This is a genomic window from Spirosoma pomorum, assembly GCF_054776615.1.
The window spans coordinates 1-12,680 of sequence record NZ_BAAHBP010000037.1 but is presented as its reverse complement, the minus strand read 5'-3'; the positions used below and the strand labels follow the sequence as shown (position 1 = coordinate 12,680).

General features: G+C 50.4%; 11 protein-coding genes and 1 tRNA gene. 6 read left to right on the top strand and 6 right to left on the bottom strand.

Features of this window, described 5'->3' with window-relative positions; all coding sequences use genetic code 11:
* Positions 1-149: 149 nt before the first annotated feature.
* Together pfkA and ACYVAD_RS21130 are read left to right on the top strand one after the other, a co-directional pair.
* On the top strand, positions 150-1,124 hold the full coding sequence (pfkA, locus tag ACYVAD_RS21135) for a 6-phosphofructokinase (protein ID WP_176565760.1): 975 nt from the start codon (positions 150-152) through the stop codon (positions 1,122-1,124).
* Positions 1,125-1,307: 183 nt separating this feature from the next.
* On the top strand, positions 1,308-2,738 hold the full coding sequence (locus tag ACYVAD_RS21130; protein WP_461141527.1) for a thioredoxin-like domain-containing protein: 1,431 nt from the start codon (positions 1,308-1,310) through the stop codon (positions 2,736-2,738).
* A gap of 60 nt (positions 2,739-2,798) precedes the next feature.
* Here ACYVAD_RS21130 and ACYVAD_RS21125 read toward each other — a convergent pair whose 3' ends face one another.
* The 3 genes from ACYVAD_RS21125 to ACYVAD_RS21115 form a co-directional block, all read right to left on the bottom strand.
* Positions 2,799-3,284 (bottom strand): glutathione peroxidase, encoded by a 486-nt coding sequence (locus ACYVAD_RS21125; RefSeq protein ID WP_461141526.1) that lies wholly within the window; start codon positions 3,282-3,284, stop codon positions 2,799-2,801.
* 145 nt (positions 3,285-3,429) lie between these two features.
* Positions 3,430-4,341, bottom strand: coding sequence for a DUF58 domain-containing protein (locus tag ACYVAD_RS21120; RefSeq protein WP_461141525.1), 912 nt, complete (start codon positions 4,339-4,341; stop codon positions 3,430-3,432).
* A gap of 130 nt (positions 4,342-4,471) precedes the next feature.
* Positions 4,472-4,912 (bottom strand): septal ring lytic transglycosylase RlpA family protein, encoded by a 441-nt coding sequence (locus ACYVAD_RS21115; RefSeq protein WP_461141524.1) that lies wholly within the window; start codon positions 4,910-4,912, stop codon positions 4,472-4,474.
* A gap of 271 nt (positions 4,913-5,183) precedes the next feature.
* On the opposite strand from ACYVAD_RS21115, the gene ACYVAD_RS21110 reads away from it, so the two are divergent.
* Positions 5,184-5,510 carry a DUF3276 family protein gene (locus ACYVAD_RS21110; RefSeq protein ID WP_461141523.1) on the top strand — a complete coding sequence of 109 codons (327 nt, stop codon included), beginning with the start codon at positions 5,184-5,186 and terminating at the stop codon, positions 5,508-5,510.
* A 221-nt stretch (positions 5,511-5,731) separates the two neighbouring features.
* Positions 5,732-6,832 carry a redox-regulated ATPase YchF gene (gene ychF / locus ACYVAD_RS21105; protein ID WP_461141522.1) on the top strand — a complete coding sequence of 367 codons (1,101 nt, stop codon included), beginning with the start codon at positions 5,732-5,734 and terminating at the stop codon, positions 6,830-6,832.
* A 101-nt stretch (positions 6,833-6,933) separates the two neighbouring features.
* On the opposite strand, the gene ACYVAD_RS21100 is transcribed toward ychF, so the two are convergent.
* The gene (locus tag ACYVAD_RS21100; protein WP_461141521.1) at positions 6,934-8,232 is read right to left on the bottom strand and encodes a type IX secretion system plug protein; all 1,299 of its coding nucleotides are present in this window, start codon (positions 8,230-8,232) and stop codon (positions 6,934-6,936) included.
* A 132-nt stretch (positions 8,233-8,364) separates the two neighbouring features.
* On the opposite strand from ACYVAD_RS21100, the gene ACYVAD_RS21095 reads away from it, so the two are divergent.
* Entirely contained in the window at positions 8,365-9,285 is a 921-nt protein-coding gene (locus tag ACYVAD_RS21095) for a bestrophin family protein (RefSeq protein ID WP_461141520.1), read from the top strand.
* Between the two features lie 57 nt (positions 9,286-9,342).
* On the opposite strand, the gene ACYVAD_RS21090 is transcribed toward ACYVAD_RS21095, so the two are convergent.
* Positions 9,343-11,286, bottom strand: a complete 1,944-nt coding sequence (locus ACYVAD_RS21090; RefSeq protein WP_461141519.1) for an ABC-F family ATP-binding cassette domain-containing protein — start codon at positions 11,284-11,286, stop codon at positions 9,343-9,345.
* Positions 11,287-11,371: 85 nt separating this feature from the next.
* On the opposite strand from ACYVAD_RS21090, the gene ACYVAD_RS21085 reads away from it, so the two are divergent.
* Positions 11,372-11,444 (top strand) — tRNA-Thr (locus ACYVAD_RS21085).
* A gap of 490 nt (positions 11,445-11,934) precedes the next feature.
* On the opposite strand, the gene ACYVAD_RS21080 is transcribed toward ACYVAD_RS21085, so the two are convergent.
* A partial coding sequence (locus ACYVAD_RS21080) for an Ig domain-containing protein (RefSeq protein ID WP_461141518.1) occupies positions 11,935-12,680 on the bottom strand: 746 nt, incomplete at its 5' end.

The following is a 12,680-nucleotide window of genomic DNA, read 5'->3' as shown; positions in this document are numbered from 1 at the left end:
ACTGGTCACTTCAGGAAAAGTATCGCATTGAAACGGGATAATTGCCTGTCGAATGCCTTAAGATTCTGAAATGCGGATAAATTTGCGCGATTTATTCCGTCAGCTCTGAGCCTTTTTGATAAAATTTTGCTAAAAAATTGACTTAACCTATGAAACGAATAGCTGTTTTCACCTCGGGTGGCGATGCTCCGGGTATGAACGCTTGCATCCGGGCCGTTGTTCGGGGAGCGGTCTATCACGGTATCGAAGTATTTGGTATCCGCCGGGGGTACAGCGGGATGATAAATGGCGATATTTTTCAGATGTCTTCCCACTCCGTCAGTAACATTGTACAGCGGGGAGGAACCATTCTGAAGTCGGCCCGTAGTAAAGAATTCATGACGCCGGAAGGTCGTGCTAAGGCGCACGAGCAACTACAACGCTTTGGTATTGAAGGCCTCATCGCTATTGGTGGTAACGGTACGTTCACCGGCGCGACGCTTTTTTATGATGAATACGGTATTCCAACCGTAGGTGCACCGGGTACGATCGATAACGATCTGTACGGCACGGACCATACCATTGGCTTTGACACAGCCGTTAACACCGCGCTGGAAGCCATTGATAAGATTCGTGATACCGCTGACTCGCACGACCGGGTTTTCTTCATTGAAGTAATGGGGCGTGACTCAGGCTACATTGCGATTCAGTCGGGTATTGCGGGAGGTGCCGAACTGGTTATGGTTCCCGAGGTGCTGACCCCTCTATCGGAAGTAGTTGAAACGCTAAAAGCAGGCTGGAGCCGCCAGAAATCGTCGTCGATCATTGTTATTGCCGAGGGTGAAGAAGCCGGTAACGGTACGGTTATCGCTGAGAAGATCCGGGAAGAAGTGGGCAAGGGCGTCGATATGCGGGTGACGACGCTGGGACACATCCAGCGGGGCGGTATTCCAACCGCTTACGATCGCATTCTGGCCAGTCGTCTGGGACTCGGTGCGCTGGAAGGTCTGATGGCCGGCGAGAAGAACGTAATGGCGGGCGTTGTCAATAACGAACTGGTCTATACGCCATTCAAAGACACAATACGTCTGCCCAAGCCAATCAGCGAAGATCTGCTACGTATGGTGAAGATTCTGAGCGTGTAAACAGGCGCTGTTTGATGCTAAGGGAGAAAAGCCGGAGACTACGAAAGGTTTCCTGACTTTTCTCCCTTTTCCTTTTACCATGTAGACTAGGCAGGTGGGCCTCAGCGTTTTCTAACCAATGAAAATCCGTTGTGAATCGCGTAAATTTGTTGCTGTTCAGCTGCGAACCAGTTACCTGCTTGTATGAAAACCTTCTTACTGTCTGCCCTCCTGGGCTGCTTTCTGCTCACGACTGCTCACGCCCAGTCGGGTGGATTGAAAATAAACGGCCACATTACTGGGCTAAAAGATACTACCTGCGTACTGGCTCATTATTATGGCCCAACTCAGTACATTCCTAAGGATACAGCCCGTGTCGACGGAGCCGGTAATTTTGTGTTTGAATCATCCGACAAACTACCAGAGGGATTATACATCGCGGTAGCGCCTAAAAACCGGTACATTGAATTCATTCTGGACAGCGATCAGGACTTTTCATTTTCGACTGATACCGCCAATGTGATTCAACACATGAAAGTCACAGGTTCGAAAGAGAATGAACTCTTTTACGCCTATCAGCAGCATCTCGGAAAACTTTACGAGGGCGTTCAGGCTACGAATACTCAGAAAAGTCTTGATGCAGCCGCCCGCGCGAAGCAAATGAGCGATTTACAGCAACAGGCTCAAACGTACCGCACGCAGTTCCTAAAAGACAATACGGGTACATTTGCCGTCAAGCTGCTCAAAGCAACGGCTGAACCCGAAGTTCCTACCGCGCCCAAAGCCGCTAATGGCCGGCCCGATTCAGTCTGGGTGTTCAATTACTTCAAGAAACACTTCTGGGATGATTTCGACTTCTCCGACGAGCGCTTTATCCGGTCGCCGGTACTCCAGCGTAAACTCGAACGCTACGTCAAAGAATTGACCGTCCAGCAACCTGACTCGCTTATCAAGGAAGCTGACTTTCTGGTTGGCAAAGCAAAAGCCGGTAAGACTAAAGACATTAAGTCGTATGTCATCTGGTACATTACCAGCCAGTATGAGCGGCCAACCGTGATGGGAACGGACGGCCTGTACGTGCATATGTTCGAGAAGTACTACGCCACGGGAGAGATGGAAATCGCTGATCCTTCGGTACTAAAGCAGATTGGCGAGCGAGTCGCGACGCTCAAGCCGACGCTGGTGGGCAAAGTCATGGTTCCACCCACGGTCAGTGATACGTTGGGGCGACCAATCTCGCTGGCCAATCTAAAGGCTGATTACACGGTCGTTTATTTCTTCGATCCGCACTGCGGTCATTGCCGCGAGAGCGCGCCCAAGCTGAAGAAATTCGTGGAGGACTACAAAGGTAAAGGTGTGGAAGTGGTCGCTGTTGCGACGGCCCAGACGCCAGCCGAATGGAAGAAGTTTATCCGCGAATTCAAGCTAGGGAAAGCCATTAATGGCTATGATTACACCGCCAAAACCAACTATCAGAAACAGTACGACGTCTGGACAACGCCTACGGTATACATCCTCGACAAGAACAAAAAAATCCTGGCGCGTAAGCTGCCCGTCGAACAGATCGAAGATTTTATCCTCTTCCAGAAACGTCAGCGAGCCCCTGCTACGGCCAAGGCAAGCGTAAAGAAATAAAAGAAGAAGGCTGTGGTTTGCAAACCACAGCCTTCTTCACGTTTGATCAGTACTATCGCTTTAAGCTTGAAGCAACTTTTGGATATCTTTCTCCATTGCTTCCGGCTTCGTGATTGGTGCGTATCGTTTATAAGGCTTCCCGTTTCGGTCGATCAGGAATTTGGTAAAATTCCATTTGATCGCATCGGTCAGAAAACCGCCCAACTCGTTTTTTAGGTATTTAAAAACGGGTTGCGTATTGGGTCCATTGACGTCGCATTTCTCCGTCAGCGTGAACGTAACGCCGTGGTTGATCTTGCAGACCTGCTCCATCGTTTCGTTAGTCTCCGGTTCCTGATCCCGAAACTGATCGCAGGGGAAACCCAGTACTACCAGTCCCCGATCTTTGTATGTCTGGTGCAAACTTTCCAGCCCCTCAAACTGTGGTGCTAATCCACATTTCGTAGCCGTGTTGACGATCAGCACCGCCTTGCCTTCAAAATCAGCCATTGACAGTTCGGCTCCCTGGGGCGTCCGGGCTGACAGTTGATAAAATTCACTTTCCATTTTCTTGTGTTTCAGGCAACGAGCCAAAGCCCGTATTTTTTATTTTTCGAGGTAAGAGTAACAGCTACGGCTAGTGAAGTACGGGATACGTAACAAACGCGCCCCTTTCCTCCCCTCCTCCCTTTTCTCCTTCCTCCTCTTTTTTTTATTTCATCTTCGTCCGCTTTACCAGGTACGCAGTCAGGATTTGGTCAAATCCCTGTGCAATGTCAGCCTCAATGAAATCGATCTTGTATTGACCGCAACGCATTTTCAGATCCTGGAAATACGACTTTACGGCCTGCTGATACGTCTCCCGAATCTGGTTCGGCTGTGCTTTCACAACCTCGCCCGTTTCCAGGTCGACGAACTCGTACGGGCGCTCGTCGAAAGCAAAGTCTTCTTCGGTCTTTTTATCTGTTACGTGAAAAACCAGTACTTCATGTAGGTTATGCCGGAGATGTTGCAGCGCGGAGAACAGAGCGTCTGACTTCTCGGTATTCTCAAACATATCACTGAAGATGACGACTAGCGACCGTTTGTTAATCTTCTCCGCTACCTGGTGAATCACCTCAGCCGCTGACGTTTTACGTAACGGCTTCGGCTGCTGCATCAACTGATCCAGCTGCGTAAAGAGCTTATGGACATGCGATGGTGTCGACTTGATGGGCGTTTGAACCTCAATCGAGTCGGCAAACGTGGTCAGGCTCACGGCGTCTTTCTGCCGCTGGAGCATATAAGCCAGACAGGCGGCTGCCATCACACTGAACGTCATCTTACCGTAGCCAGCCTCCGGGTAATACATCGACGACGACGTATCAATCAGCAGGTGACAACGTAGGTTCGTTTCCTCCTCGTATCGTTTGACGAACAGTTTTTCGGTCTTACCGTACACCTTCCAGTCGATGTAGCGCGTGGTTTCGCCCATGTTGTACAAGCGGTGTTCGGCGAACTCAACGGAGAAGCCGTGGAAAGGCGACTTGTGCAGCCCCGTTATAAATCCTTCGACCATCTGGCGGGCCAAGAATTCGACGTTCCCGAACGAACGTACCTGACTTAGATTTAAGGGCTCTTTCATTCTCTAAATTTTGCCAAACTTTTGCCCTTTGTCAACTTTACGGCAAAAAAGAACCGCTCAATACGTCCGGAGAATTGCGTAACGCCGGAACGTATTGAGCGGTTTTACCGTGTAGCTACTCGTACTACTGTTAAAGCACAGGTTGCAACATAGGTTGGTAATCGATGGGCGCGTCGAAGCTGTTCGCAATGGGGGCCATGGCTACAGCTTCCCCTTTTCCAACCACCCGGAGCGACACATTAGCCACTCCTGAAGAGATCATTCCCAGGGCACGAGCGGCCGCGTGGGTCAGATCGATAACGCGACCTTTAGAGAAAGGTCCCCGATCATTGATTCGTACAATTACCGAACGCTGGTTGGCGAGATTTGTCACTTCGACCAGGGTGTTCTTTGGAAATGAACGGTGGGCTCCTGCTAGAGTTTCGGCATCGACTCGCTCACCGTAGGCGGTCTTACGACCATTGAATTTTTTGGAGTAAAAAGACGCTTTGCCTTTCTGTATGAGGCTCGGGAGAGCCTCCGCCGACTTCATGCCGTTAAAAAACAGCATAAGGGATACGATTAAACTCATACAGCTTTTGGTTACGTAAGAGGAATAAAAAAACAGGTGAATAAAGAATGATTGACGCACCTGCAATCCCAAAAAAATGCAATTCCTATAAACAAAGATAAACCGAATGAGCCTAATAACCAAGCATTTATCAGAAAAACTGTAGAATGGCCTCCACAGCTTTGTGGATTTATCCCAACACTTTTTGTCAAAAAAGAGTTCTCATTTTCTTTTTGATCTTATACTATTGCCTGTATTTTAGCGTTTGCGAATGCACTAAACTTCACCCATTGTGGACGAAAAAGATCAGGCAAAAATCTACTCAAAACGAGTTCGGGCAGGCAAACGGACTTACTTCTTCGACGTCAAGTCTACACGGGCTAATGATTATTACCTGACCATTACCGAGAGCCGAAGACATCCTCAGGGCGAGGGTTTTGTGTACGAGAAACACAAAATGTTCCTGTATAAAGAAGACTTCGGTAAGTTTATCGCAGCCCTTCAGGAAACAGTCGACCATGTCAAAACCGAGTTGATGCCGCACGTCGATTTCTCGCAGTTTGACCAGCGCGAGCGTGATGAGCTCGATGACTTTGCCAGCGAGTTGAAATGGGAGTAGATCAGCCCGCCTTTTTCTATACACAACGCGTCAGTTAATTTACTAAACGGACCCGCTTTCCATTCAGCCCTCGGCTCACGCCGAAGGCTTTTTTTGCGGTCCGCCATCGGGGGTGTATTTTTGCAGAAAAAATATAAAGAGCGAAAGGGCGAAAGAATGAAAGAGCGACAACACCAGATGGAATCGCTCTTTCACTCATTCACTCTTTCGCCCCTTCTCATATGGGTTTACAATGTGGAATCGTGGGTTTGCCGAACGTAGGTAAATCGACGTTATTTAATGCGATATCGAGCGGAAAAGCCGAAGCGGCCAACTACCCGTTCTGTACGATAGAACCAAACGTGGGCGTCGTAACCGTTCCTGATGAACGGCTCAATTCGCTGGAAAGCCTGGTAAAACCCCAGCGGGTGGTACCAACTATCATCGAGTTCGTGGATATCGCCGGGCTCGTTAAAGGTGCCAGCCAGGGAGCCGGTCTGGGAAATAAATTCCTGGCCAACATCCGGGAGGTAGACGCCATCGTGCATGTGATCCGGTGCTTCGAAGACGAGAACATCGTTCACGTTGAAGGGAAAGTCAACCCGATTGCGGATAAGGAAATCATCGACGCGGAGCTTCAACTCAAAGATCTGGAATCGGTCGACAAGAAGATCCAGCGTATCGACAAAGCCGCACGCGTAGGTGATGCGAAAGCCAAAGCCGAACTCGAGATTCTGAAGCGGTACAAAACGACGCTGGAGTCAGGGAAGAGTGCCCGCACGGTACAGGTCTCGCCCGAAGAACAGGAAGCAGCCATTGGTGATATCGCCTTGCTGACGGTGAAACCAGTTATCTACGTAGCCAACGTTGACGAAGGGTCGCTGCCGAACGGCAATGCCTACTCAGACGCCCTGCGTGAAGCCGTTAAAGACGAAGGAGCCGAGGTGATCATTATCAGCGCGGGGATTGAGTCGCAGATCGCCGAAATGGAAGATCCTGAAGAACGGGAGATGTTCCTGGGCGAGTACAGCCTCACGGAATCGGGGTTGAGCAAATTGATTAAAGCGTCGTACAAACTGCTGGGTCTGATTACGTACTTCACGGCGGGGGTTAAGGAAGTTCGGGCCTGGACGATCCACCGAGGCTGGAAAGCTCCTCAGGCCGCGGGTGTTATTCACTCCGATTTTGAGCGCAAGTTTATCCGGGCGCAGGTCATGAAACTCCCTGACTTCGAACAGTTCAAAACCGAAGCGGGTGTTCGGGAAGCGGGTAAGCTATCCGTCGAAGGTAAAGAATACGTTGTCCAGGACGGCGACATTATGGAATTCCTGCACAGCGCGTAGTAAGCTGATTCAAGCATAAAAGAGAAAAGACGTAAGAAGAAAGAGGCCATCGCGGAGTATCTTTCTTCTTACGTCTTTTCTTTTTTGTCTCTATTTTTTCCCTACTTCCGTTTGTTCACACCTATCCGCCGGTAGGCAATGAGCTGATCGGCACGGCCGGCTGGGGGGCGATTGTACACCAGTATCTCGTAATCGTTTTCCGTAGCCGAATAGCTCCCTTCGATGTAATCTTCATCAACCTTAGTCGGTTTTCCGGTTGTCTGCATTACGTAGTCGTAGTTGTAGACCCCTTGTTTCAGTAAAATCGCGGCTCGATAAGCGCCCACCGTGGGATCAAACTCCATCCTGTTTCGGTTGTCCAGCCGCCAGAAGTTAAAGGCGCCATTGACGAAGACGTCAGCACCAGCCAGGTTAGGGATGCGCAACGTAAAAACGGTTTCGATGTAATCACCGTTGATGTCTCCGTCACCCGTTTCGCGCTGATCGATGACGAACTGCCCGTTAAAATCGTCGCTCTGGATATAAGCTCCCCGACTACGCGGTTGATCTGCCTGTACATACGCTACGTTCCGGTCTGCCAGTCGATCGATTCGATCAATGTAGTTGGCGCGCGACAGTACCGTGCGCGTATCGAAAAAGCGAAACTCGTTACCGCCCGGCATCAGGTTGCTCAGATCCGCGATCCGATATTCCAGCACCTGATCGAATACCTGCACGTTCGTTGGTCGCAACCCGGTAATCGTTCGGTCATCGCGGTAATTCTGGCGAATCACCACCTTAAAATCATCCTGGGGCGAAATAATTTGATAGCCCCGATAATTGATTACCATATCGATCTGCTGGTGGCTATACTGGTGGCCGGGATCGGAAGCAATCCGCACGCCGGCATTCACGTTCACTAGGTTCTGATACGTCATGAACCGGCGCGTGAACAGAATATTATCGCGGTTTCGCTCATCATAAACGACTAGTACGTAATTGCCGGGCAGCTTCACTCTGGGCACCGTGAATCGATAGTGATAAAACGGAATCTTGGTATTGATCGACACCGCGTAATCCGTGATGGGGTTGTCGTTGTATTCGTAGGTAAACTCGATATCATTCAGTACCGACCGTTGCCAGTCAGCATTGCAATGGACCAAGCGAGCCCGGAAAGAGCGGTAATTCGCTGTCAGATCGTCGAATTCGAGTTGTAGCGGGGTACCTTCATCCAGAGATATTACGGGCGGGTTTAGGGTTAGGGCCGGATCGCTGGTATTAGCGCTCACCGCAGGAAACAGCAACACGGTCTGGATATTGGCATCAATCACCTGATCAACCAGTTGAATCGGCTGAGCGTTGACGACCAGTGACGAAGAAAGTAAAGAGAACAGGAAAACTAAACGTTGTAAAACAGTCATTCGGTCGACGCAGTTACAAAATGGACATTCAGTAAACGACAGAATTTCGTTCAGGTTGTTAGAGAGCTCTAACTTTGTCCTGTTCTCTGCAACCACAATAATACGTGGTTACTACGTACGTCAACCCATTATATGGTCGATTACAACCCCAAAGATTGGTTTCGGTTCATTACTGCCTACAACCGGGCCGACACCTTACGTCAACTATCGCTGGCGCTCTTTGCCATTGGCTTCTATTCATTCTTGATTGCTTTTCTGATCATTCACGTCTTCAAACTAAACGACACGTCACCACTTCGGCATATCACGGTAATGCATACCCTGCTGGGTTTCGTTATTTCCATGCTGCTAGTCTTCCGGACCAACTCGGCCTACGATCGCTGGTGGGAAGGCCGTCGGCTGTGGGGGTCCCTGGTCAACAACACCCGGAATATGGCGTTGAAGGTTAACCAACTGCTCGGTGATGATCAGGCTGAGCACCGGCAGTTCTTTCAGACCATGATTCCTAATTTCGCGTTTGCCCTGAAAAACCACCTGCGCGAGCGGCCCCTCCCCCAGGAATTTGCGGATAGTACTACGTTTCGTTTCACCGATCTGCATCCGACCGATCATATTCCAAATCAGATCGCATCGGCTATTTTTGGCCGAGTTGCTACGTTGCAACGCCAGGGCGTTTTGCTGCCCGAACACATGCTTGTGCTCAACCCGGAGCTCCTTTCATTGATGGATATCTGCGGGGCCTGCGAACGAATCAAGAACACGCCCATTCCTTTTTCGTACAGTACGTTCATCAAGAAGTTCGTATTCATGTTCTGCGTTACGTTACCTTTTGGCTATGCCTTTACGTTGGATTACCTGGTTATTCCGCTGGTGATGTTCGTATTTTACGTCCTGGCCAGCCTGGAAATTATTGCTGAGGAAATTGAGAATCCGTTCGGGGATGATGCCAACGACCTTCCGCTCGAGACAATCTGCGAAAACATAAAAAAGACCGTCACACAGGCGTTCAACCAGCGGTACAGCTTCGGTAGCTTACCCAAACAGACAGCCTAAAAGCAAAACAGCCGGACTTACTAGCCCGGCTGTTTTCATATACTGTGTGCTGGCTTTTTAGACCAGTTTCTTTTCCCATTTTTCGGCTTCCAGCATGGCAGACTCCCACTCCGACTGGAGTTGATCAAGCTGCTGTGCAATCTTCTTGTACTCGTCGTTCTTCGACTGCATCTTCTTGCTGTCGTTGTACGTAGAAGGATCGGCTAGTTCTGCTTCAATCTTTTTCTTCCTCGCTTCCAACTGATCAATCTGCGTTTCGGTCTCTTCCGCCTGGCGGGTCAGATTCTTCAGTGTTTTCTGCCACTCACGCCGTTCATCGTCCAAGGCTTTTGCAACAGGTTTCTCTTCCTTAACGGGAGCCGGAGCAGACTGCGCTTTGGGGGTCGGGGCAACATATCCTTGCTCACGCCGGTCTTCCTGCCACTGTTCGTACTCGTCGTACGTACCTGGATACTGCTTCACCTGTTCTTCTTCGATATACCAGATCTTATTCGCGATCTGCGATACGAAGTAGCGATCGTGGGAAACAACAATGTATGTGCCTTCATACTGTTGCAGCGCCTGAATCAGGATATTTACCGACTGCATGTCCAAGTGGTTGGTTGGCTCATCAAGCAGCAGGAAGTTAGCCTGCGAGAGAAGTACCTTCGCCAGGGCTACCCGCGATTTCTCCCCCCCCGACAACACCCGAATTTTCTTAAATACATCGTCACCCGTAAACAGAAAGCACCCTAGTACCGTACGTAATTCGGCCTCGGTTTTGGTCGGGTTAGCCGATTTCAGTTCTTCAACCAGACTATCTTCCAGACTTAGCGATTCAAGCTGGTGCTGCGCGTAGAAGCTGAACGATACGTTATGGCCGAGCCGACGTTCGCCCTCAACAGGTTCCGTACCAGCGATGATCCGTAACAGCGTTGATTTACCTTTACCGTTGGCACCAATCAGGGCAACGTGGTCACCCCGCTCAAGCATACCGGTTGTATGCGTCAGGATACGTTTCGGACCGTAGGCTTTCGTTACGTTCTCCAGTTGCAGTACGTGCCGACCGGGCTGGGTCGAGAAGTTAAACCGGAAGTTCACCCGGGCATTTTCGTCGATGACATCGTCAATGCGCTCCAGGCGGGCTAGTTGTTTCACCCGGCTCTGCGCCTGCTTTGCTTTGGTAGCCTGCGCTTTAAAACGCTCAATAAATCGTTCTGTCTGCCGGATTTTGGCCTGCTGATTTTCGTAGGCTCCCTTCTGGATTTCGTTCCGCAGCGCTTTCTCTTCCAGGTAGAACGAGTAATTACCCGAGTAAGGATTCAGTTTCTGGTTGGCAACCTCAACCGTTACGTCGATAACGTTATCCAGGAAATCGCGGTCGTGGGAAACCACAATAACGGCTCCCTCGTACGATTGTATATATTTTTCCACCCACTGGATGGATGGTAAGTCCAAGTGGTTGGTTGGCTCATCAAGCATCAGCAATGATGGTTTCTGCAGCAGCAGTTTCGCCAGCATCACCCGCATCCGCCATCCCCCCGAGAAGTTTTTCAGGGGTTTGTGAAGATCATCCGTCGGGAAACCCAGTCCTTCAAGAATCTCTTCCGCTTTCGACTGAACCGTGTACCCGTCGAGGGCATCAAACTCTTCCTGCACCTTGCCGAGTTTGTCTACCAGTTCGTCGCGGTAGTTGGTTTCCATCTCATGCAACAGCTCGTCAATCTGCTTTTGCAGTTCGTTCTGCCGGGCAAATGCCTGCATGGCCACCGATAGAATGGAATCTTCGGTCTGATAGGATAGCAAATCCTGGTTCAAAAAGCCAATCGTTACGTCGCCGGATTTGGAGATTGTCCCGCCGTCGGCCTGGTACTCACCATTGATGATTCGAAGCAGCGTTGATTTACCAGTTCCGTTCAGACCGATCAGGCCGATTTTCTGGTTAGGCTTGATATGCAGCGAGGCATTTTCATAGAGCGCCCGGCTACCGAGATAGTACGATAGGTTCGTAATGGAAATCATGGATGCAAATTTACCAAAAATAGAACGGATACTTGCATTATTAAATTCCGGACTCGTATATTTGCACCCGCAAAACAGGCAAAAAGCCTCCTTAGCTCAGCTGGTAGAGCGACGCATTCGTAATGCGTAGGTCGCAGGTTCGAATCCCGTAGGAGGCTCTCTCTAATCGCAAAAAGGCTAATCCGATAACGAGTGTAAAAACTCTTACTCATCGGATTAGCCTTTTTTCTTTATCTGGTTTTTTAAGAATAAACAGAGCACACACATGAGGTGCATAGTCTATTAAAGTTTGCCGCTTCCACCTTTAATCAAGCCTGCAAGCGCAGTTGTGTTTTTCAATCGTTTTTCTCAGCCTTCTAACACTATTCTTTTATTATCAAAAGGGCACGGGTATTAACCGTGCCCTTTTGTGTTGCTTTTGAGCCTCTTCACATATCAGCAAGTATAGTTCCTCCCAAAAGAGCTAACTCACTACTGTTAAACTCATCATTCATCTCTCGGCTATTGACTTATACAGGATTATTCAATGTAGCTCTTACATAACTAACGTAAACTAATCGGCCATGAGTGAACTCCTTATAAGTAACAAGCCCCGTCGACTGGCATGACCAGGACGGGGCTTGATGACAGCATGCTGTCAGACTTAAATTAGTGGGCCTTGAGCACCTTGACGGTCTGGCGCTGAGTAGGTGTGCTCACCCGTAGCAGATAAACCCCACTGGCCCCACTCACCCGCAGTACCACCCGCTCCAAGGACTGGGCCGCAGCCACGTCAACGGGTTTGGCCGCCGGATAGCCCCGCTCGTCAACCACGTCCAGACTCAGACGCTGACCAGCTACGCCACTGACTTCCACCACCAATTCGTCCCCCTCGATAGGGTTACCCAGCACCCGCACCTGCAGCGTCGACTCACCTAGTACACCAATCCGGCCCTGACTCGAGCCACAAGCCGAGAGCCAGTTGTAGCTGAACGTATTGCTCACCCCGCCCTGCTGGGCCACTAGCGTGATGACCGGGTTGTCGCTGTACAAGCGTAGCGTGTAGGGACCAGCCGCTGTGGTGGCCGCCAGCTCGTTGGTCACCGAGAAGGTGACGGGTTGGCCGTTGAGACCACTGTACTGAGGCACGAACGTGACCTGCCGCTGACCCCGGGCCGCATCCACCACCACACAAGACACTGTCGTCACCCCGCTGATGGCAAAGCCCGCCGGCGGACTCACCGTGCCGCCCGTCACCGTCAGCTGGAAGCTGGTACTGGCCGACAGACCACCTGGATCATTAGCCGTTACCTGCACCGTGCTTACGCCCGTCGCTGTGGCCACCCCACTGATGGTACCCGGAGCCGTAAAATTCAAGCCCGCCGGTAGACCCGCCACGCTCAGCACCAGCTGAG